18 protein-coding genes are annotated in these 22,158 nt (G+C 54.2%); 9 read left to right on the top strand and 9 right to left on the bottom strand.

Features of this window, described 5'->3' with window-relative positions; translation table 11 throughout:
• The first annotated feature begins 15 nt into the window (after positions 1 to 15).
• On the top strand, positions 16 to 432 hold the full coding sequence (locus tag SFC07_RS04380) for a DUF3151 domain-containing protein (RefSeq protein ID WP_411207004.1): 417 nt from the start codon (positions 16 to 18) through the stop codon (positions 430 to 432).
• Between the two features lie 73 nt (positions 433 to 505).
• Here the strand turns inward: SFC07_RS04380 and SFC07_RS04375 are convergent, their stop codons facing one another.
• The gene (locus tag SFC07_RS04375; protein ID WP_411207040.1) at positions 506 to 1,567 is read right to left on the bottom strand and encodes a Cj0069 family protein; all 1,062 of its coding nucleotides are present in this window, start codon (positions 1,565 to 1,567) and stop codon (positions 506 to 508) included.
• A gap of 293 nt (positions 1,568 to 1,860) precedes the next feature.
• Between SFC07_RS04375 and SFC07_RS04370 the strand changes: the two genes are divergently transcribed.
• The 4 genes from SFC07_RS04370 to SFC07_RS04355 all read left to right on the top strand — a co-directional run bounded on the left by SFC07_RS04370 (position 1,861) and on the right by SFC07_RS04355 (position 6,430).
• A complete protein-coding gene (locus tag SFC07_RS04370; RefSeq protein ID WP_411207003.1) occupies positions 1,861 to 2,757 on the top strand; it encodes a sulfurtransferase in 897 nt (298 codons plus the stop codon).
• A gap of 224 nt (positions 2,758 to 2,981) precedes the next feature.
• Complete coding sequence (locus SFC07_RS04365) at positions 2,982 to 4,757, top strand: acetyl/propionyl/methylcrotonyl-CoA carboxylase subunit alpha (protein ID WP_411207002.1); 1,776 nt, start codon at positions 2,982 to 2,984, stop codon at positions 4,755 to 4,757.
• 65 nt (positions 4,758 to 4,822) lie between these two features.
• The gene (locus SFC07_RS04360; protein WP_411207001.1) at positions 4,823 to 5,206 is read left to right on the top strand and encodes a hypothetical protein; all 384 of its coding nucleotides are present in this window, start codon (positions 4,823 to 4,825) and stop codon (positions 5,204 to 5,206) included.
• A gap of 135 nt (positions 5,207 to 5,341) precedes the next feature.
• Positions 5,342 to 6,430 (top strand): GTP-binding protein, encoded by a 1,089-nt coding sequence (locus tag SFC07_RS04355; protein ID WP_411207000.1) that lies wholly within the window; start codon positions 5,342 to 5,344, stop codon positions 6,428 to 6,430.
• A 9-nt stretch (positions 6,431 to 6,439) separates the two neighbouring features.
• Here the strand turns inward: SFC07_RS04355 and SFC07_RS04350 are convergent, their stop codons facing one another.
• From SFC07_RS04350 to SFC07_RS04335, 4 genes are all read right to left on the bottom strand, one after another.
• Positions 6,440 to 7,402, bottom strand: a complete 963-nt coding sequence (locus SFC07_RS04350) for a thioredoxin (protein ID WP_411206999.1) — start codon at positions 7,400 to 7,402, stop codon at positions 6,440 to 6,442.
• Between the two features lie 83 nt (positions 7,403 to 7,485).
• A complete protein-coding gene (locus SFC07_RS04345) occupies positions 7,486 to 10,908 on the bottom strand; it encodes a pyruvate carboxylase (protein WP_411206998.1) in 3,423 nt (1,140 codons plus the stop codon).
• Between the two features lie 460 nt (positions 10,909 to 11,368).
• On the bottom strand, positions 11,369 to 12,778 hold the full coding sequence (locus SFC07_RS04340; protein WP_411206997.1) for an NAD(P)H-quinone dehydrogenase: 1,410 nt from the start codon (positions 12,776 to 12,778) through the stop codon (positions 11,369 to 11,371).
• Positions 12,779 to 12,916: 138 nt separating this feature from the next.
• Entirely contained in the window at positions 12,917 to 14,101 is a 1,185-nt protein-coding gene (locus tag SFC07_RS04335; RefSeq protein WP_411207039.1) for a M20 family metallopeptidase, read from the bottom strand.
• A gap of 107 nt (positions 14,102 to 14,208) precedes the next feature.
• Here SFC07_RS04335 and SFC07_RS04330 point away from each other — a divergent pair, with 107 nt between their 5' ends.
• On the top strand, positions 14,209 to 15,801 hold the full coding sequence (locus tag SFC07_RS04330; RefSeq protein ID WP_411206996.1) for a phospho-sugar mutase: 1,593 nt from the start codon (positions 14,209 to 14,211) through the stop codon (positions 15,799 to 15,801).
• On the opposite strand, the gene SFC07_RS04325 is transcribed toward SFC07_RS04330, so the two are convergent.
• Positions 15,798 to 16,220, bottom strand: a complete 423-nt coding sequence (locus tag SFC07_RS04325; RefSeq protein ID WP_411206995.1) for a helix-turn-helix domain-containing protein — start codon at positions 16,218 to 16,220, stop codon at positions 15,798 to 15,800. The two genes, SFC07_RS04330 and SFC07_RS04325, sit on opposite strands and share 4 nt — an antisense overlap.
• Before the next feature lie 80 nt (positions 16,221 to 16,300).
• Entirely contained in the window at positions 16,301 to 16,936 is a 636-nt protein-coding gene (upp, locus tag SFC07_RS04320) for a uracil phosphoribosyltransferase (RefSeq protein ID WP_411206994.1), read from the bottom strand.
• Between the two features lie 98 nt (positions 16,937 to 17,034).
• Between upp and SFC07_RS04315 the strand changes: the two genes are divergently transcribed.
• The 3 genes from SFC07_RS04315 (at position 17,035) to SFC07_RS04305 (ending at position 19,455) form a co-directional block, all read left to right on the top strand.
• Positions 17,035 to 17,298, top strand: a complete 264-nt coding sequence (locus tag SFC07_RS04315) for a hypothetical protein (protein ID WP_411206993.1) — start codon at positions 17,035 to 17,037, stop codon at positions 17,296 to 17,298.
• Complete coding sequence (locus SFC07_RS04310; protein ID WP_411206992.1) at positions 17,295 to 18,128, top strand: C40 family peptidase; 834 nt, start codon at positions 17,295 to 17,297, stop codon at positions 18,126 to 18,128. Before SFC07_RS04315 ends, SFC07_RS04310 begins: the two co-directional genes overlap by 4 nt.
• Positions 18,129 to 18,225: 97 nt before the next feature.
• Positions 18,226 to 19,455, top strand: coding sequence for a hypothetical protein (locus SFC07_RS04305; protein WP_411206991.1), 1,230 nt, complete (start codon positions 18,226 to 18,228; stop codon positions 19,453 to 19,455).
• Between the two features lie 94 nt (positions 19,456 to 19,549).
• Here SFC07_RS04305 and solA read toward each other — a convergent pair whose 3' ends face one another.
• Both solA and SFC07_RS04295 read right to left on the bottom strand, forming a co-directional pair.
• The gene (gene solA / locus SFC07_RS04300) at positions 19,550 to 20,719 is read right to left on the bottom strand and encodes an N-methyl-L-tryptophan oxidase (RefSeq protein WP_411206990.1); all 1,170 of its coding nucleotides are present in this window, start codon (positions 20,717 to 20,719) and stop codon (positions 19,550 to 19,552) included.
• A 33-nt stretch (positions 20,720 to 20,752) separates the two neighbouring features.
• On the bottom strand, positions 20,753 to 21,934 hold the full coding sequence (locus SFC07_RS04295) for a tyramine oxidase subunit B (RefSeq protein WP_411207038.1): 1,182 nt from the start codon (positions 21,932 to 21,934) through the stop codon (positions 20,753 to 20,755).
• Between the last annotated feature and the right edge of the window lie 224 nt (positions 21,935 to 22,158).

Here is a 22,158-nt window from a genome sequence, read left to right as displayed (position 1 = left end):
GTTAGGATGAGGAGCATGGTTCAAATGAATGACATGCTAGCTCCCCCACCCGTTCGCCTTCCGCAGGATCCCGCCCAAGGCGCAGATCCAGCTCTTACCACCACTGCCCTCACGCACCCAGATAGCCCACTTGTGTGGGCTGTGCGGGCCGAGGCAGCCTTGGAATCAGCCACCACTGATGAAGAAAAGTTGCAGGCTTATGCTTTTGCCCGCACTGGCTATCACCGCAGCCTCGACCGTCTGCGTGCCAATGGATGGAAGGGCTGGGGGCCAGTTCCTTATTCCCATGAGCCCAACCGCGGTGTGCTCCGTGCAATTGCTTCCCTAGCGCTTGCAGCAAAGCTTATTGGTGAAGATAACGAATATGATCGCTGCCGTCAGATGCTCTCTGATGCAGATCCAGAGTCCGTAGCCATCTTGCTCGATAAGTAGTCAAAAAAATAACCTGGTGGATTGTCCCAAAATTGGGCTAATCCGCCAGGTTTTTTCGTCGAAAAGCGCGCTTTTAAGCTTGTGCGGCGTCTTCGATGCGCTTGATGGCTTCGGTGGCCACCAGCTGCTGGATGCCCATGTCCAGCTCAGAGGTAAAGCCCACGCAGGAGCAGTTGATCTCGCCCAGGACGTAGGTGTCAGAGCCGTCTGGTGCGGTATCGAGCATGAAGTCCGCGGTCCAGATCAGTGGGATGTTGTCGCCACCGAGCTTCTCAGCGATAACCGGACGAGCCTCGGCGAACTCATCGATGAGGTCTTGCCACTGCTCTGGCTTGTCGTAGGTGTACTTCGCGCCAGAGAACAAGGTTGCAGAGAAGTTGTCGCCACCGGCAGCTGGCTTCTTGTGGACCACAAATACTGGGTGTGGGCCAACCAGGAGGATGCGGATTTCGCCCTCGACGATGCGAGGCATGAAGCGCATATCTACCAGCATGCCGTTATCGCCAATGATGTACTGGTCGCAGAAGTCCATGAACTCGCCGAGCTCGCGGATTTCGGTGTGGTTATCCACTGCCTCGGTGCACTTGATCTTGGTGTCTAGGGGCAGCTCGGTGCCTGGCTCGATGCTGGCAGCAAGTTTCTTGTCCACCAGCTGCACGCGCCAAATGCCGGAACCGGTGGAACCACGATTTTGTTTGAGCACGCGCTCGCCATAGGACAAGGAAGATGGGAAGAGCTTGTGTAGGGTCTCCACGTCATAATAAGCGTGGGTGTCAGAAGGAACCAGATCGGTTTCTGCCAGCTTAACCAGCGCGTCCTTAGCGCCATAAGCCATCATTTCCTCTGGGGTGGACATGCCAACCAGGCCAGCTTCGGACAGACGGGTGAGCAAATCAAAGTAGCCACGCTCGCCGCCGGGGATGTTGCCGGGGTTTACGCGGGAAATATAACCATCAAATTTTTCAGAAACATAGTTAAATAGGTCTTCGGTCCACTCAGGGCGGTAGTACACAACCTCAGCGTGCCAGCCGTTCTCCACAATGGAGTTGACGATTGGCATGGTGTCCTTGCGATGTCCATCGAGGAACTTGTCGGAGCCGCCCTCAACCTCGAAAACAACGATGCTCTTATGCATGGTGGTGGATTTCACTTTCTCATCTCCCGGCGGCTCCTTTGTGGGGTGCCAAACCGGACTATTCAGCAGAGTCAAAAATTGCGGACAACATGGGAAACCCTCATATATGTAGGCTCGCAGAGATAACTTAAAAGTAGGGCTTTAACACGTTGACAAGATAGACAATAAAGTACCAAAGATGATCGTGGAGACTTAACTAACTCAGTAGTAATTAAGGACACAGGAACCATAAAGCAATATGCTTGGTTACGTATCAAAAGTATCGACCCCCTTATGGAAGGCAGCGACCTCACATGGCAGCACCGTTTGACCCATTTCCCGCGTTTCAGGAATATGCGCACCCTGAGAGGATCGTCTCCGCGTCCTGGCTTTCCGCACGTTTGGGATCCCCTGGCCTCAAAGTAGTGGAATCCAATGAAGATTCCCTGCTCTACGATATTGGACACCTCCCCGGCGCTGTCCGCATCGACTGGAAGAAGGATCTCAACGATCCCATCACCCGCGACTTCATCGATGGCAAGGCTTTTGCCGAGCTCATGGACCGCAAGGGCATCGCACGCGATGACACCGTTGTGGTTTATGGCGATAAATCCAACTGGTGGGCTGCCTTCACCCTCTGGGTTTTTGAGCTTTTTGGCCACACCGACGTCCGCCTCCTGAACGGCGGCCGCGATGCTTGGATGTCCGAGGAGCGCGATACCTCCTACGTCGTCCCTGAATACCCTGCCACCGGCTACCCCGTTGTCGAGCGCATCGACGAAGGCCAGCGCGTTTTTGTGGCTGAGGTACTCGAATCCCTCAACAAGTCACAGGGCATGAAGCTTATCGACGTGCGCAGCGCCGAGGAGTTCTCCGGCCTCGATGCGCAGGGCAACCCAGTTGCCAGCGAGGGTGTGCTGCGCGGCGGACACATCCCAGGTGCCCAGCACTTGGACTGGTCCGAGACTGTATTGCCCAATGGCAACTTCCGCTCTCGCGCCGCCTTGGACGAACTTTATTCCTCCCTTAACCCCAGCGATGACACCGTGGTGTACTGCCGTGTGGGCGACCGCGCAGCTCACACCTGGTTTGTACTGAAGTACTTGCTGGGATTTGAGAATGTACGCAACTATGACGGCTCCTGGGCTGAGTGGGGAAATATGGTTCGCATGCCGATCGCAGTAGGCACTGACGACGCCGAAAAAGCCTAAAAACTCCGCTTTTTAAGTGTGCTGGGAAATTTCCAGCACACTTTTATATTTTTGTACTACTAGCTTTTACCTGCGAAAACTTTGAAGCGTCCGAAAAAATATGAGGAAACACTCATGTGTGGTTAAGTTCTTCGCGGGTGAGTGTGCAAGAATATTCCTATTGGATGGGCAAGAACTTCGCATGCCCAGTTATGCCATCACATTTTTTAACCAGGAGGGTTTTAGTGTCCGTCGAGACTAGGAAGATCACCAAGGTTCTTGTCGCGAACCGCGGTGAGATCGCAATCCGTGTGTTCCGTGCTGCTCGCGATGAGGGAATCGCCTCCGTCGCTGTTTACGCCGAGCCAGATGCAGACGCACCATTTGTTGCCTACGCAGACGAGGCTTTTGCCCTTGGTGGCAAGAACTCCGCGGAGTCCTACCTGGTGATCGATAAGATCCTTGAAGCCGCCCGCAAGTCCGGTGCCGACGCAATCCACCCTGGTTATGGCTTCCTCTCTGAGAACGCTGATTTCGCTGAAGCTGTTATCAACGCTGGCCTCATCTGGATCGGACCTTCACCTGAGTCCATCCGCTCCCTTGGCGACAAGGTCACCGCGCGCCACATCGCAAACGCTGCTAACGCTCCAATGGCTCCTGGCACCAAGGAACCAGTAAAGGACGCCAGCGAGGTTGTTGCCTTTGCTGAAGAGTTCGGTCTACCAATTGCTATTAAGGCTGCCTTCGGTGGCGGCGGACGGGGCATGAAGGTTGCTTACAAGATGGAAGAGGTTGCTGACCTCTTTGAATCTGCAACCCGTGAAGCTGTGGCAGCTTTCGGCCGCGGCGAGTGCTTTGTGGAGCGCTACCTGGATAAGGCTCGCCACGTCGAGTGCCAGGTTATTGCTGATAAGCACGGCAATGTTGTGGTTGCCGGCACCCGCGACTGCTCCCTGCAGCGTCGTTTCCAGAAGCTTGTTGAAGAGGCTCCAGCCCCATTCCTCACCGATGATCAGCGCGAGCGCCTGCACTCCTCCGCCAAGGCTATCTGTAAAGAAGCTGGCTACTACGGTGCTGGCACCGTGGAGTACTTGGTTGGCTCTGATGGACTTATCTCCTTCCTCGAAGTCAACACCCGTCTCCAGGTGGAGCACCCAGTAACCGAAGAGACCACCGGCATTGACCTGGTCCGCGAGATGTTCCACATCGCTGAGGGCGCAGAGCTTTCCATCAAGGAAGACCCAACCCCACGCGGCCACGCCTTTGAATTCCGCATCAATGGTGAGGATGCTGGCTCCAACTTCATGCCAGCTCCAGGCAAGATCACCGCATACCGCGAGCCATCAGGCCCAGGTGTACGTATGGATTCCGGCGTTGTTGCAGGTTCTGAGATCTCCGGCCAGTTCGACTCCATGCTGGCTAAGCTCATTGTCTGGGGCGCTACCCGTGAGCAGGCTCTTGAGCGCTCCCGCCGTGCACTTGCAGAATATGTTGTTGAGGGCATGCCAACCGTTATCCCATTCCACCGCCACATCGTGGAAAACCCAGCTTTTGTGGGCGATGAGAACGGCTTTGAGGTCTACACCAAGTGGATCGAAGAAGTATGGGAGAACCCAATTGCTTCTTATACCGATGCTGCAGACCTTGAGGATGAAGAAAAGGTCCCAGCTCAAAAGGTTGTTGTTGAGATTGATGGCCGTCGCGTAGAAATCGCCCTTCCAGGCGATCTCGCACTCGGTGGCGGTTCTACCGGCGCTAAGAAGAAGTCCAAGAAGCGTCGTGCAGGTGGCGCCAAGGCTGGAGTTTCCGGCGATGCAGTGGCTGCTCCAATGCAGGGCACCGTAATCAAGGTCAACGTTGAAGAAGGCGCTGAAGTCACCGAGGGCGACACCGTAGTTGTTCTTGAAGCTATGAAGATGGAAAACCCCGTCAAGGCCCATAAGTCCGGTACCGTAACCGGCCTGGCTGTAGCTGCTGGCGAAGGTGTTAACAAGGGTGCTGTTCTGCTTGAGATCAAGTAACTCTTAAAGCTAAATGCGGTGCGTAAAATCCTTTACGCACCGCATTTTTTGATTAAGCTTCCACCATGGAACCGATGGATTTAAATGGCGGCCGTTTTTATGCCCGCACCCTAATTGCGGATGACCGCATCAACGATGTCCCCGCTCTAACCAGAGCACTAGGCACAGAGGTATCGGCAGAGTTCATCTCCGAAGCCAAACGTAAATGGGAAGATGACACCGAATACACCTGGGCCATTTGTGAACAAACCAGCGTAGAGCTACTAGTTTTTGCCCGCCTCAACCCAGCCACCAAAACCTTGGAGCTACTGCCGGCCGGCGACCCAAGCACCGTACTTCCCAATGATCCCGTTCTAGAACCTGTCACCATTGGCGATGCCATGCGGGTGGGCGAAGAAACCATCCGGCGCTGGGCGCAGGGCTTTTTGGGGCTCACCCTCCCCCATTAGCCCAGCTCCGCCTGTGGCGGTGCGGGGAGGGTTCGGCGCAGGGGCGCGTCGAGAAGCGTTATTGGAAATAGTTTTCAAAAACCAGCTAGACTTGGTCGCAGACTTATTGGAACCTATTTTCATCAAGGAGTTTTTATGGCTTCACGCACCCCGGTTACGGTGCTGTCGGGATTTTTGGGATCCGGCAAAACCACCCTGCTTAATCAGCTGCTGCAGCATCGTGGGGAGAAGAAAATTGCGGTGATTGTCAATGATTTTTCCGAGATCAACATTGACGCCGCGCTTATTGCCGCTGAAGGGCATCTGACCCGTGGCGAAGATCGTTTTGTGGAGTTGACCAATGGTTGCATCTGCTGCACGCTGCGCGAAGACCTCGTGGATTCGGTCGGTGAGCTGGCACGCAGTGAAAAATTTGATCATATTGTCATTGAATCAACCGGTATCTCCGAGCCCATGCCGGTAGCTGCAACCTTTGAATGGCAGTGGGAGGACGGCACCCGGCTTGCGGATGTGGCGCCACTGGACACCATGGTCACCCTCGTTGATAGCACCCAGTTTTTGGATCAGATTCGGCGCAATACCCAGCTCAGCGCGGCAGATATGGCCGCAGCCCCCGAGGATGGGCGCCTCATTGCGGATCTCCTCACCGATCAGGTGGAGTTTGCCGATCGCATTTACCTCACTAAAACTGATTTGGCATCCCAGCAGCGCGCCCAGCAAACCGCAACGCTGGTGCGCACGCTTAACCCCCGCGCGCAGGTGTCCGCGCTGGTTGATGGCCTGAGCAATGGCCGGCCAGTGCTTGATGAGATCCTCGGCGCGCAGCTTTATGATGAACACACCGCGCGCACCTATGAGGGTTATGCCGAAGAGCTGGAAAATCCGCACACCCCTGAAACTGAGGAATATGGCATTAGCTCGCTGGTGTTTCGCAGCGACCGCCCCTTTGATAAAAATCGTCTGCTCGAGGCCCTGCGCTCCACGGTGGGGTTGGTGCGTTCCAAGGGTTATTGCTGGCTGAGCGATCACCTTGATATTGCGCAGATCTGGCATCAGGCCGGCCCCAATTTAAGCATCCGCCCGGCTGCCTATTGGGCTGGCAGTGAGCTGCAACCAGGCACAGAGCTCGTGCTCATTGGCATTTCCCTTGACGCCCCGGCCTTGCGCGCCAAACTCGAGGCCGCCACGCTCAGCGACGCCGAGGCAACCGCGCTATTGAGCTAAAAGGGCGAGCTAATTGAAGGTTGCCGCCGCCAGCTGTGCCCGCGCCGACGCTGCCCGCGGATCCTGCGGATCCACCAAAAACAATAAATCACGCAGGCGCGCCCGCAGCTCGGCGTTGTGGGGCTGGGCATTCAGCATTCCAGAGAGCTTTTCGACGCCTTCCAGGGGCTGGTCCAGCATCACAAAAACATCCGCAGCTAGCAAGGCCCATTTCACATCATCTGGATGAGCTTCAGATTGCGCAATGGGATCTACTCCCCGATCAGATTCCTGCACTCTTTTAAGTACCGAGACCGCAGCTTGGGCTTGAAGCAGCGTGCGGTCTTGGGGATTTTCTGCCAGTAGCTGTGCATAAAGCTCAAGGGCCTCTCCAAAGTCGCCCGCGTTCACGGCTTCGGCTGCTTGCCAAAGGCGCGGGTCGGCTGTTTGTTGGCTCTGCTTTTCTGCTGGGCTTTCTGCTGGGCTTTCTGCTGGGCTTTCTGCTGGGCTTAGGCCCGGCAGCTTGGTGGCATGATGGGCCAGCACATCCTCCAGCCAGTCCCCTAGTTCAATTCCCGGCAGGCCGGGTTCAAAACTGGAAACGCTAGTGGCACCCACAACTGCATAAACCACCGGCATTTGGCGGGGCCGAAATTGGGTGGCGATTTCCGGTGCGCGGTCTGGATCAACCAGAGCCAGAGACCATGTCAGCTGTGCTGTGGCAGCAAGCTGCGAGAGTTCATTTTTAAGCTCTGGGTAGCGTGCCTGCAGGGAATTGCCGATGAGCACCAGCACGGGGATTTTATGGGATAAATCGATGAGGTCCCGCTTGATATTCGCAGTGCTCAGCTGTGTGATTTCGGCAGCTGCTGTGGTGGTTCCAAGTTCGCCGAGGTCTGGGATGGTGGTTTCTTGGGCCGGTGGCAATTGGCCTGTAACACGGAGATCGCGCTCAAGGTCGGGGGAACAAGAATCATGCGAATGGGAACTCATGGCCCTCGATCCTAGTCATAAGCAAGCGCCCCGTGGCTTTGAGCATTGCTCAAGTCCACGGGGCGCTATCTAGCTAAAAGGTTTTAGGAGACGACGACGATCAAGTCGCCACCTTCCACCTTGGTAGCTGCTGGTACAACCACGCGGTCAATCACACCAGCGACAGGAGAGGTGATGGTAGCTTCCATCTTCATTGCTTCGATGATGGCTACGGCGTCACCAGGCTTGACCTCTTCACCAACATTGACGGTCACGGTAACAACACCAGCAAATGGTGCCGCAACGTGGCCCTTGTTGGAGGAATCGGCCTTTTCTGCGGTTGCAGTGACAGATTCCACGGAACGGTCACGCACACGCATCGGGCGAATCTGGCCGTTAACGTTGGTCACCACATTGCGCATGCCCTTATCATCTGGCTCAGAGATGGCGTCCAGGCGAACCACCATTGGGGTGCGCACATGAGGCAGGCGGATCAGGGTTTCCTGGCCCTCGACCAAACCGTAGAAGAACTCGCGATCATCCAGCGCAGAGGTATTGCCAAAGCGACGGCGGTGCTCCAGGAATTCCTCGGTTGGCTTCGGGAAGAGCAGTCGGTTGAGGGTGCCGCGACGCTCTTCAGAGTTGTCCGAGTCAAGGTGCTGCTGCTCCTCGGCAGGAACCTCCTTGAATGGTGCCTTACCAGCTGGGCGACCTTCCAATGCGCGGGTACGCAGTGGTTCTGGCCAGCCTCCTGGAGGGTTACCGAGTTCACCGCGCAAGAAGGCGATCACAGAATCTGGGATATCATATTTCTGTGGGTCGGCCGCAAAATCAGCAGGGCTAACGCCAGCGCCGACGAGGTGCAGGGCAAGATCGCCCACTACCTTGGAGGATGGGGTGACCTTGGTTGGGCGGCCGAGCATCTCATTAACAGCTGCGTAGTTGTCTTCGATGAGCTCGAAGCGGTCTGCCAGACCCAATGCGATGGCCTGTGCACGCAGGTTGGAGAGCTGACCACCGGGGATCTCGTGGCGGTAGACACGGCCGGTTGGGCCAGGGGTACCGGACTCGAATGGGAGGTAGAGTCCGCGCACTGCTTCCCAATAAGGCTCAAGGTCAGATACAGCTTCTAGGCTCAGGCCGGTATCGCGACGAGTGTGTGCAAAAGCAGCAACAATCGCAGACAGGGAAGGCTGCGAGGTGGTACCAGAAAGTGGTGCCGAAGCGCCATCAACGGCATCGGCGCCAGCATTAGCAGCAGCCAGGTAGGTAGCCAGCTGACCACCGGCGGTGTCATGGGTGTGCACGTGCACTGGCAGATCAAATTCCTTGCGCAGTGCGGTCACCAGCTTGGTAGCGGCAGCCGGACGCAGCAGACCAGCCATATCCTTAATCGCCAGGATATGTGCGCCACTCTTAACGATCTCCTCAGCCATCTTGAGGTAGTAATCCAGGGTGTAGAGCTTCTCACCAGGGTTGGAGAGGTCGCCGGAGTAAGCCATAGCTACCTCAGCCACCGCGGTGCCGGTTTCCAAGACTGCCTCAATTGCTGGCCGCATCTGGGAGACGTCGTTAAGCGCATCAAAGATGCGGAAGATGTCCACGCCGGACTTGGCTGCTTCCTGCACAAACGCGCGACACACCGAATCAGGGTATGGGGTGTAGCCGACGGTGTTACGGCCGCGCAGCAACATCTGAATGTTGACATTTGGCATTGCCTCGCGCAGCGCATCCAGGCGCGCCCAAGGATCCTCAAAGAGGAAGCGCATTGCCACATCGTAGGTAGCACCGCCCCAGGCCTCTACAGAGAGGAGCTCGGGAGTTAGCTTTGCGACGGCCTCTGCCGCAGGGATCAAGGCATAAGAGCGGACACGGGTCGCCAGCAGGGACTGGTGCGCATCGCGGAAGGTGGTATCGGTGACGGCAAGTGCGTCCTGCTCGCGCAGGTCACGGGCAAAGGCCTCTGGTCCGAGCTGCTTGAGGCGATCGCGGGAGCCACGTGGCAGGGGCAGATCCTTGATTGGAGGCAACTTGTCGATTGGAGTTGCCACGTTCTTTGGCAGGGCGCCGTGTGGCTTGTTCACAGTCACATCAGCTAGGTAGTCCAAGATACGGCCGGGTTCATCATCGGCAGGTGGTGCCTGCAACAGGTGTGGGTGCTCAGCGATGAAGCTGGTGGCGATGCGCTTGGAGGTGAAGTCCTCTTCACGCAGCAAGGCGCGCAGGAAGCCAATGTTGGTGGCCACGCCGGAAACGGTGAATTCTGCCAGGGCGCGCTGGGCGCGGGCTACTGCAGTTTCAAAGTCAGAACCACGGCAGGTCATCTTCACCAGCATGGAGTCAAAGTGTGCGGTGATTTCGCCACCGAGCTGAGCTGCGCCGTCGAGACGCACACCAGCTCCACCTGGGGAACGGTAGGCGGTGATGGTTCCGGTGTCAGGGCGGAAACCGTTGTTTGGATCTTCGGTGGTGATACGGCACTGCAGGGCGGCACCGTGGGTCTTGATCTTGTCCTGGGTGAGGCCAAGATCCTTCAAAGTTGCTCCCGCAGCTAGACGCATCTGCGCCTTCACCAGGTCAACTTCAGTTACTTCCTCAGTAACGGTGTGCTCCACCTGGATACGAGGGTTCATTTCAATAAAGACGTGGTTGCCCTTTTCATCCACTAGGAACTCCACGGTTCCAGCACCCTGGTATCCAATGTGGCGGCAGAACTTCACGGCATCAGCGCAAATACGCTCGCGCAGCTCAGGATCGAGGTGCTGCGCGGGGGCGATTTCTACGACCTTTTGGTGGCGACGCTGCAGGGAGCAGTCGCGCTCAAAGAGGTGCACAATTTCGCCGGTATGATCGCCCAGGATCTGGACTTCAATGTGCTGTGGGTTAATAACTGCGCGTTCAATATAAACTGAGCCATCACCAAAGGCAGCTTCTGCTTCGCGGGAGGCTTCTTTAGCAAGCTGTGGAAGTTCCTCTGGGGTTGCGACAAAACGCATGCCACGTCCGCCACCACCGGCTACTGCCTTGACAAAGATTGGGTAGGTCTGGCCTTCAGCGCTCTTGACGATCTCATCAATGTTCTTGCTTGGCTTTGATTCTGCCAGCACCGGCAGACCAGCTTCTTTTGCTGCGGTCACTGCGCGAGACTTATCACCAGTGAGGTCAAGCACCTCTGGGGTGGGGCCAATAAAAGTAATGCCGTTTTCTGCACATTCACGCGCTAGCTGGGCGTTCTCAGAGAGGAAGCCATAGCCTGGGTAAATTGCATCCGCTTTAACGCGGAGGGCTGCATTAATAATTTCATCGATATCCAGGTAGGCCTTAACTGGCGAACCTTCAGTGCCGATGCGCACTGCCTCGTTGGCGAAAGAGCGGTGGAAGGAGCCACGGTCTTCGCGAGGGTAAATAGCGACGGTGGCCGCTCCGGTTTCAAAGGCGGCGCGGAAGGCGCGAACTGCAATCTCTCCACGGTTAGCAACCAAGATCTTTTTGAATGCTGGAAGCGTGGAGGTCGTGTGAGTTGACACTATGTTTGTTCCTTTCAACAAGAGTCCGCCTAGGGTGATGGCAGTCACTCTGTCTAAACATCGTAACGCCGGGAACCATCAATCAAACATCGATTTCCGAATTCTCTCCGCAACTTCTCAGACACACTTTGCTGACCTGCGAAAGTTATAAAACATTAAGTGAAATTAACCCCCCATTCACTAGCCCCGTCCCCCCTGCAAAATCTTGGCTGGGGGCTGATTTGGTTGCCATTTTTAGCCAAGTTAAAAAATCAGGTGGCAACTACCTGCACACATTCAAAATTGCAGAAGTTTGCAAAGTTAACAAAAGGGGGGTGTGCAACTTCACAGCCTTCGGGAGTCCGGCTTCGCTCCCCTTTTGTTGCCTTGCACCTATGCGCATAAACAAATCCCCGCCGCGACTCAGCTTTTGAAGCTAAGGCGCGGCGGGGATTTAAGAGTTAGCAGGATGAGGGATTAATTAACCCAGATCATCATGCTGCATCAGCTGACGTGCTGCCTCGGTGATGGAACCTGACAGGGAAGGATATACCGCAAAGGTATCAGCCAGGTCAGATACGGTGAGCTGGTTGGTCACAGCAACTGCAATTGGCAAAATAAGCTCAGATGCAGTTGGAGCCACAATAACGCCACCGATAATCAGGCCAGAGTTGCGGCGGCAGAAGAGCTTCACAAAGCCGTGGCGCAAAGAACGCATCTTGGCACGTGGGTTGGTTGCCAAAGGCAAGACGATCACACGAGCAGAAACCTCTCCGGATTCCACCTGGGCGTGGGTAACGCCAACAGCTGCAATCTCAGGGCGAGTGAACACCGCAGTAGCCACGGTCTTCAGGCGGATGGGAGAAACACCTTCACCCAGTGCGTGGTACATCGCCACACGGCCCTGCATTGCTGCCACAGAAGCCAGTGGGAAGAGGTCGGTGCAGTCGCCGGCTGCATAAACGCCGGAGATGTTGGTGCGGGAAACGCGGTCCACCTTGATGTGGCCTGAAGGTGCCAGCTCAACACCAATGTTTTCTAGGCCCAGATCGCGGGTATTAGGAATGGAACCAACAGTCATCAATGCGTGGGATCCAAAAATTTCGCGACCATCAGCGGTACGTACGCAAACGCCACCGTCCTCGGTGCGGGTAACGGAATCAACGCGGGCATGCTTTTCTAGGGAGACACCGCGTTCTGCAAGAACAGTTTCCAACACATCCGCAGCATCCGCATCATCGTGTGGCAGGATGCGGTCACGGGAAGCCACCATGGTGACCTTGACACCCAGCTCAGCAAAAGCTGAAACAAACTCTGCACCGGTTACACCAGAACCGACCACAATCAAGTGGGTTGGAAGATCTTCAATGTCATAAACCTGACGCCAGGTAAGAATGCGCTCGCCGTCTGGTTCTGCACCTTTGAGGATGCGAGGGGTGGCGCCGGTTGCTACCAACACCAGATCGCACTCCACAGTCTCTTCACTACCGTCGACATGGGTGACCTTGATGTAGTGAGTGGTCTGCTTGGTGTTGTAGTCATCAAAGCGGCCAAAGCCGTCGATCAAACGCACACCTGCGCGCTGTAGCTGTCCGCGGATATCTTCGGACTGCGCCATGGCAAGTGCCTTAACACGGATGTTGAGAGCATCGATCTCGAGATGAGCCTTACCCAATCCGCGGTTAAGGCCCATGTCATCGGCGCGACGAAGGTCAGTTTTAATGCCGGTACCGGCAATAAAAGACTTGGATGGCACGCAGTCCATGGTGACTGCTGATCCACCCGCTCCCTCATCTTCGATAATGGTGACTTCTGCGCCGTACTTTGCGCCGACTAGGGCAGCTTCGTAGCCTGCTGGGCCACCGCCGATGATTACGATTCTCTTTGCCATTAAGGCACCTCCACACGTGTGAGCTGGGTGAATGCTAGTTGGATTGCACCTATGCGTGATCCAAGTCTAAATGAAACATGCTGATACGCCCTGGGTGACGTCTCAGCTTTTTAGAGCCAGCCCTACACACTACCCCCATTAATGGTTTAGAAAAGCCTCAGATCTGCTGCTGTACTGCTGTACCAGCGATCCAAAGAGCCTGACCCCGACTCCAATGGCCCTTTCATCAACCACCAAATCACTTTGATGCAGATCCTGTTTGGTGCCGTGTCCGGACCAACAACCCAGGCGAGCCATGGATCCGGGGACGTGTTCGAGGTACCAGGAGAAGTCCTCGCCACCCGAAGATTGGGGTGCCTGAACTACCGATTGCTGATCAACATCGCGGGCAGCACTGGCCAAGAGGGCGGTAGCAACATCATCATTTAATACCGGCGGAACGCCCGGATTATAAATCAGTTCATGCTTCACTCCAGTGGGTGCGAGCACCTGTTCCACCAGCTCAGCGACCAAAGGACGCATATCGCGCCAAGTTGTAATGTCTGCGGTACGCAAGGTTCCGGACACCACTCCAGAATCTGGAATGGCATTGGGGGCATACCCCGCATTGATGGTTCCAAACACCAACACAGTTCCGGTTCGCGGATCCACGCGGCGTGAGAGCAAACCAGGTAGGTCTACCACCAATTTGCTCAATGCATAGACCACATCGGCAGAAAGGTGTGGGCGTGCGCTATGTCCCCCTTCGCCCTTAACTCTGATTTCAATCACATCTGAGGCAGAAGTGATAGCCCCGGCGCGAATTCCGACTTTTCCAACCTTCAATTTTGGCTCCACGTGGATGGCATAAATGGCGTCCACACCTTGCAAGGCACCAAAGGAAATAAGGTCGGTGGCGCCGCCGGTCATTACTTCTTCGGCGGGTTGAAAGATTACGCGGATTCCCATATCAAGATCCACGGTGCTCAGCGCGCAGGCCAATGCCAAGGCAATGACAGTGTGCACATCGTGGCCACAGGAGTGTGCCACCCCGGTGGTTTCAGAACTAAAGTCCAAACCAGTGCTTTCAACAAGCGGCAAGGCGTCCATGTCGGCGCGGAAGGCCAAGCGGGACTCACTTGCTGGCCCAATATCGACCATGAGGCCGGTACCTGGGAAGAGGTGTGGTTTAAGACCGTGGTCTTTTAAGACGGAGGCCAAAAATTCAGTTGTCCGATATTCCATATGGGAAAGCTCGGGGTGGCTGTGTAGATGCCTTCTCCAGCTGATGACCTCGTCATGGTGGCGGTCCAACCATGAGGCAACCTGCGCACCAATATTCATCACACGTAGTCCCTTCCTTTGAGTTCCACTGACATATCGGGATTACCCGCATAGCGGTAGAGTCGATTCTAATAGTGATTGCACAAAAACCTAGGATCGGGGTGTTAATGGACGAGTCCCGTCAGCTCACATTCGGCACTGCAGGTATGCGTGCACCAGTGGGTCCAGCTCAGCATCAGATGAACGTACTTCAGGTAACTCGCACAACTGCAGGTTTGGCAAGTTGGCTCGCGGAGCGTTCCGCCCTTGACCAAATTCCACATCCTGTCCCTGAGGATGAAACCGGAATTGGGCGCGCTTTGTATCCCGAGGATGGCCCGCTGCGGGTGGTGGTGGGTTATGACGCCCGTTATGGCTCCCATACTTTTGCTGCCACCACTGCTGAGGTTTTTGCTGGTGCTGGCTTTGAGGTAATTTTGCTGCCCACTCCCAGCCCCACTCCAGTAGTTCCCTGGCTGGTAAAAAGGCGTCATCTTGATGCTGGTGTGCAGATTACGGCTTCCCATAATGGCGCTGCAGATAATGGTTATAAGGTATTTTTGGCCAATGGTCGCCAGCTTTATTCCGAGTTGGAACAAGAACTTGAAGCGCATATTCAGGCCATTGAGGATCCAGTTTTGGTGCCGCGCGTGACGGTGCGCCCCACCGCCGATCAGCTGCGTCGATATATTGATGAGCTGGTAGAACTGGTCACCCCAAAGCAGGCTGATTTGCTGCGGGTTAATTCTGAGCGCGCGAGCCTAAAAATTGTCTATACCGCGCTGCATGGCGTGGGCGGACGTGCAATGTCAAGCGCTTTGCAATTTGCCGGTTTTGCCGAGGCCTACCCCGTTAAGGCCCAGCACTTCCCTGATCCCACTTTCCCCACTGTCTCCTTCCCCAATCCGGAGGAGCCTTCAGCGATTGCCATGTTGTTGGACTACGCCGCACAAAAGGATGCTGATTTATTGTTGGCGCTTGATCCAGATGCCGATCGTTGTGCTGTGGGCATTCGCACAGAAGATGGCAGCCATCGCATGCTTTCTGGCGATGAGGCAGGCACGCTGCTGGCCACGCGCTTAGTGCCGGATTTTAATGGGGAGGGCACTCCCCCAGTTGTGGCGACATCTATTGTCAGTTCCCATTTGCTTAGCATTATTGCCGCCGATAAAGGCTGGGATTATGGCGAGACACTCACCGGCTTTAAAAATCTCTCCCGCGCCGCCGATAATTTCCCTGGCGAGCTGGCCTTTGCCTATGAAGAGGCCGTTGGTACCTGCCCCGCCCCGGATCTGGTTCCAGACAAAGATGGCATTGCCACCGGGCTGTTTATGGCAGCGTGGGTCGCCGAGCTCAAGGCGCAGGGCCTAAACCTGCAACAAAAACTTGATGAGCTCTACCGCCGCTATGGGTATTTCGCCTCCACGCAGGTTGCGGTGCGTACCACCAACCCCAGAGAGCTTGTCGACGCCTGGGCCACCCATCCCCCACAGGAGCTCATAGGAGTACCACTGAGTGCAGTGGCACTGCCGGAAAACCAAGGCATTACCTTGCATGGCCAGGTGGGAGCAATCCATATCCGCGCTATTGCGCGTGTTTCTGGAACAGAGGCCAAGGCCAAACTTTATTTGGAGGTCGGCCAAGCAGCATCTCATGATGAGGCGCAGCAACTACTGCAACAACTTCAAAATGAAGTTGAGCAGTGGCTACACCAGCTTTAGCCGTCTTGTTCCTCGTCGTCAGCCTCGTCTTCGGAGTCATCTTCTTCGGAGCGAGGCTCATTGAGCTGGGAATCGGCCTCAAAAATAAGGCCGTCTTTCTCGGTGGGCCAGCGCACATCAATGCCTAGCTGTTCATCCACGCAGATATTGGCCACTAACTCTCCCGCCGCTGGCATCAGTGCCATCGGTGGCACTTGCAGTGCAAAGGCGAGGTCATAGAGGGTAGAAAGTCGGGGATCTACTTCCGTGCCCCGATTATTTTCATTTCTTTCGAAGTTGGAGATGGTGTTTCTGCTGATTCCAGACAGTTCTGCCAATTCCTCTTGGCTTAATCCGCGAAGGGTGCGGATTTTACGGAGACGGGTTGCCAAGGCGTGGCCATAACTCGGCCACCGCCTTCCACCCATCTCTGTCGACATAAAAACAACTGTGCCGACCAAACTCCCACTGAACCGCCCACTAAAGTGGGCAAAGGGTTGTGGGTGTGCGCTAAAGACCTTTATAGGTCAATATTTCGGGGACCGTATAGACGGTCGCCAGCGTCTCCAAGACCAGGGACGATGTAGGCATCCTCGTTGAGTTCGGGGTCGATGGTTGCAGTAACCAATCGCACTGGCAAGCCGGACTTCTCCAAAGCATCAACACCAGGCTGTGCAGAAACCATGCAGATTGCGGTGATATCGGTAGCGCCACGATCAGCCAAAAGGCGAATCGCATGCAGCAAGGAACCGCCAGTTGCCAACATTGGATCAACCAAGAAAACAGGCTGTCCACTGAGGTCCTCTGGCAGAGCTTCCAGGTATGGAACTGGCTCATGGGTTACTTCATTGCGGGCCAGGCCGATAAATCCAACCTGTGCATCAGGGATCATGGATAGAGCTGGGTCGATCATGCCAAGACCAGCACGGATGATGGGCACGATAATTGGGGGCTGCTTCAGGCGGGTGCCTTCGGCAATAGCGACGGGGGTTTTGGTGTCGAAGTGTTCAACTTCAAGGTCACGGGAAGCTTCATAAATAAGCATGGCACCCAGATCACTGGCAGCAGCGCGGAAGGCTGCGTTGTCACTGCGCTCATCGCGCATAATGGTTAGCCGACTGGCTACGAGTGGGTGGTTGACGATGGTGATGTCCATAGTTCCTCATGTTAAATGATGAACGCTAAAAATCGTTTGTGGCATTGTTTTTTCTTAAGTGCGGGAACCTTTGGAAGCTGTACACAGACCAACAGAGTATGAGGATAAATATCGACCGCGCCCGCGCTTTGGCCCAGGATCTACTTCACCTTCCCACCCTGACTGTGCCAACGCCTGATTTTGGGGCACAGACCACCTATGAAATCCATGAAGCTTTAAGAAACTCGCTGCTCACCTATGCCCGCAATATTGACACCTTTAATGTCACCGCCACCGATATGGCTCATGTCGCACTAGATGTACTCTCACAGATTGAGACAGTTGATACTGAATTAGCTCACCAGCTGGAGCAGCTCACATGATTGATTTAGTGTCCACCATTAAGTTTTTGGCTGCACAGGAGCCCGCAGAGATTCTAGATCTTCAGATTCCAAAGGTGCCGGAAATCACCTCCGCGCTGGAGCTGGGAGCCGAGTTGCAGGCCAAGCCACAACGCCTTAGCAACTTAAAAGAAACAATAAATTCACAAAGAGATCTGCTAATTAAAACGGTGGCTGAGATAGCGCCGATCATTAATGCCACTCGCCTCGAGTTAAGCACTTTGGCTCAAGATTTTATCCGCCAGGGTATGGGGCTTTTTATACAAGCACTTAATCCAAATCCCGCCTTATCCACTGCCGCGCGGGCGCAGTTGCTGCAGTTGCCGGGGCTTTTTATCAACCAGGCTACGGTGCGCTTGCTTGAGATGGCCGAATCCCTGCAACCTTACGTCGACAAGCTAAATACGGTTACCCCAGTGGAGCCGGAGCCTTTAATGGCTGTGGCACCGGCACCTACCCCGGTGGCGTCAAGCGCCGGTGAAAAGGCGGTGGCAGCTGCAAAAAGTGCATTGGGTACCCCCTATGTTTGGGGTGGCACCACCTTAAGTGGCTTTGATTGCAGTGGGCTTACACAGTGGGCGTGGCGGGCTGCGGGCGTGGAATTGCCGCGCACGGCCGAGCAACAGGCGGTGGGGGTGCAGGTATCGGCAGATAGCCTGCAACCTGGTGATTTAGCGGTGTGGGATGGGCATGTGGCCATGTATGCCGGCAATGGGGAGCTTATTGAGGCCGGTGATCCGGTGCAGTTAAATCCACTGCGCACCTCCAATATGGGGATGACTTTTCAGGGTTTTTATCGGCCTACGGGCTAGCTAAAACTGCATTGTGACTGCCTGCTTCCTGAAAATTAGCTTTAAAGCTGAGTGCACAGGTGACGTGGCAATTCACAAACGGCTAGGATTTACCACCATGGCTGAAAAAGGTATCGTTCCGATCAAACTCTCGCTCACCGAAGGTGACTTTTATACTCTCTGGGCACCAAGTTGGCGCGAGGGTGGCAATGAATGGCAAGCATTCCTCGGTGATGGCGATGACCTTTATGTTTTTAGTTCCCCTGCGGAGCTGCTGACCTATATTGAGTCAGCCCCCAAGCATGACCTCAGCTCCCACCCTGAGTGGAAGAACTTTAATGCCGGCGATGCCGCGCGCGTTGTTCCTGCTGAGAACAATGAGCTAGATATTGTCGGCGCTCCAGCATTGCTTGCTGATCGCCCTTCCTATGCCAATGTCAAGACACTCTCCCGCATTTTTGCTGTTATGCGCAGCCTCGGCACTGTCACTGCCTCCGCACCTGTAAGTGTGTTCTTCTCTTCCCACTCCGTGCTGCACAATGTTGATCGCGGTGCCGACCACTACGCTGGCCCCAATGGACTGGGCGAATGGACTGCTATTGGCCGTGCCGTTGTTGCCAACTGGGACAAGGTTGTTGACGCCCTTGATGAGGCCATCACCATCAAGGAAGTGGACAAGGTATTTGTCGAAGATGCCCAAACCCGCATCCAAGAAGCAGAAGCTGCTGCCATCGCTGCCCGCGAAGCTGAAGAGCAGGTGGCTAAGGAAGAAGCGGAAAAGATCGATCCTTATGACACCTCTGCCTGGGCTGCAGCGGGTATTGACCCCATTAAGATCACCATCGATGGTCGCACCGTTTATACCCTGCGTACCTACCTCGGTGGACAGCCAGTGTTCCTGGGCAAGTTCGGTGAAATCTACACCTTCAACAGCCAAAAGTCCTTGCTGCGCTGGTTGGTGGAACATGATGACCACGATCTAGCTCGCGCCTCCACCTGGAGCGACCTCATGCTGGGCATTAATGCTGGTGAAACCGAAGTGCAGGTCCACCCAGACAATGTCTATACCTTCACTGGTCTGGTTCAAGACATCAATACCTCCGTGGATGCTGTTGATACCAAGCAAATGGGTCGCGCTTATGAGCTCATGGCCGATACCGCCGACTGGGCAGACGATGACTCCATGAACTCCTACTTCCTGGCTAACCCTCGCATGCAGGACTACATCTCTTATATGCTCGGCGGCAGCGATACCTCCGGCTATGTCCCTCACGCTCCATTTAATGACCACTCCGAATCCTGGCGTGAACTGGAAGAAATGCTGATGAAGCGTTTTAGCAAGATCTAAAACAAGACAGTTTTCAACCAGTCTGGCGCATTAAAAACTGGGTTTGATCGGTAATTGCCGATCAAACCCAGTTTTTTCTCAATCTTCTCGAAATTTAGTCTCTTATTGATGTAAAAGAATCTGGTCTTTTCGAAGAGTGCCCGGTCGTGGCAAGCTCTGCAGCTATTTGCCCATATACAGGTGCAAACTTCATGCCCGTTCCACTCATTCCTACAGCGACGGTAATAGGTTTTCCTTTAAGCGTATCGATAATGGGTCTGCCATTTGCGGTGAAGCCATCGTGATGCACTGAATATCGTGGACATGATTCATAAAAGTCAGGCACAACATTGCTTGCCTTATTTGAAAACTCGTCCAAGTCTGATTCAGGAACTTTTCTTACTAATTCCTCAACCGAAGCCACGGGAATGAAATCATGGCCTTCGGAAAACTTTACAGTGTATCCATCTAGGCTCGGCGCTCCATAGATGTGAAAATGAGAGCCATCTTCAAGGTCTGAGTCATAGAGAAATACCGGCATTTGATCAGGCAAGAACTGCTTAATGTCTCTCGGCATCATCCACGTTAAGGTTATGGGAGTAACCTCAATTTTCTCGCCTACCTCCGGCAATAAATCCTTTGCCCAAGAGCCTGTGGTGACGATGACATGTTTGGCCATTATGTCACCATCTTTTGTACTAATTCGAACTCGCTCAGACCCATCTAATGTAGTTTCAAGATTGATCGATTTCACCGGCATATGAGTTCGTATCTCTGCTCCCAACCTGCGAGCCTCCTCAGTCGCTGAGGCAACGGCGAGTTCAGGTCGGATTCCTCCTCCCTGTGTGTCGAGGATTCCGACCATCTGATCTTCTACCTCAAACTGAGGAAAGCGTTCTTTGAGTAGGTCCCTATCCAGGAATTCATGTTCAAGATTCCACTCGCGAATAGAAGCCATTGTTGCTTCAATGGGCGCCGATCCCTGAACACCAATTGAAAGTGCCCCAATGGGAAGGAAAACATCTCGAGCAGAGATCTCGTTGAGCTCCATCCATAGGTCTCTGGCTTGCTGTACTAGTGGAACAAGTTCCCCTCCTTCTTTCACAGCGACTCGGAAAAGGCGTGATTCACCGGCGTAACTTCCATGCGGGTGAACTATTCCAAACTGTTCGATTCCGAGGATTTTCGTATCCGGCGAAACCATGGCGCTCAACTGCCAAAGTGTCATCGAACCAATTGATCCAAGACCAATGACGACATAATCATACGTTTCTTCATTTGGCACAATATCCACTCTCCTTGTCTTGGTCTCGGAACTTTAGGCAAGTACTGGGGTTTCCCAGATATTGAGGGGAGTTCCTATTCCCTTGGCTCGAGCATTTTCATAAATGTCAGACGCCCAAGCCACATCCTCTACTGGCATGCCGCCAACAGAGTAAACAATGATGTCATCCTCGGAGGTCCTGCCAAGTTGAGCTCCAGAAATAACATCAGCAATTTCTACAACCGATCCTTTTTCTAGCAACCCACGATTTTCCAGCTCAATGAACTTAGTGCCGATAATGCCAACTGTCTGATAAGCATCTGGACCATATTCCTCGTGCCATGCCTCGTAAAGTTCACGATTGTCGACAACGAGCTTCACGTGAGAGGAGGTCAAAAATTCATCTGGCAGGCTGGCTGCAGCAGGAAGAGTAAGAAATGCACCAGGCTTTAGCCATGACGGGTCAATATGTGGATATCCATTGGCACCTTCAGTAGATGTAGTCGTCGTAACCGTAATGACGTCTGCGTCCTTAAGCGCATCTTCCTCAGTTTCAAAGGAGCGAATTGTTGTAATTTGAGGAAAATTACCTTTTACCCACTCAGTGAAACTGTCAATGCTGCGGGCACTTCGACCCTTAATGTTGAGGGTGTGAAGAGTTGGAACACTAACGATCAATGCTTCCAACGCAGTTTTCCCCATAACTCCAGGACCAACTACCGCTGCCACTTCGGCCCCTTCGCGTGCAAGATAACGACCACCCACACCAGAAATAGCGCCAGTTCGAACTGCAGAAATTAGATTGGCACTCATAATTGCCAGCGGGGCACCTGTAATTGCGTCATTAAGTACGAACATGTGGATCGAACGAGGAAGCCCAATCTCTCGATTGGAAACATTAGATCCATACCACTTCACCCCAGCTCGATTAAATCGTCCGCCAAGATATGCAGGCATAGCCATGAACCGGCGGTCTGGGGAATCCAGCGGCATATTTGGATGAGGTGATGCCTTGGGGAAGGAAACCATAGCGCCATGTGAGTTGCCATTCATTCCCGCCATACGGAAATCTTCAACTGAAAGGCAGGTCAATACCTCTTCCATCGTCGCAACACAACGAGCCATATCGGTAACGCCAGCTGCTAACATATCTGGCTCGCTCAGGAACAAGGTATCGATTCGAGGATATTCTCCCTGCTCACCATAGACCGAAGAAGCTTCTCGAGATTGTGTCATAGACATTTTCAATCCTCCTTTTAAACCAAGAAAACATATTCAGGTAAGCAATAACTATAGATGGACAGAAATTAAAAATGCAAAACCTGTCGTGCGATAGATTTTAAGCACTACGGCCCGGGGGTCTCCCTGGAAACAAAAAATAGTGACACTAATTACACACCTATTGCCATAACTGTCGGTTGATAGGTAGAAATGTGGCATACGCTCTCGCGTCAACCTTC

It is taken from the genome of Corynebacterium callunae (genome assembly GCF_046592015.1).
In the GTDB taxonomy this organism is placed as follows: Bacteria; Actinomycetota; Actinomycetes; order Mycobacteriales; family Mycobacteriaceae; genus Corynebacterium; species Corynebacterium callunae_A.
The sequence above is the reverse complement of the archived record's forward strand: the minus strand, read 5'-3'. Positions and strand labels throughout refer to the sequence as shown.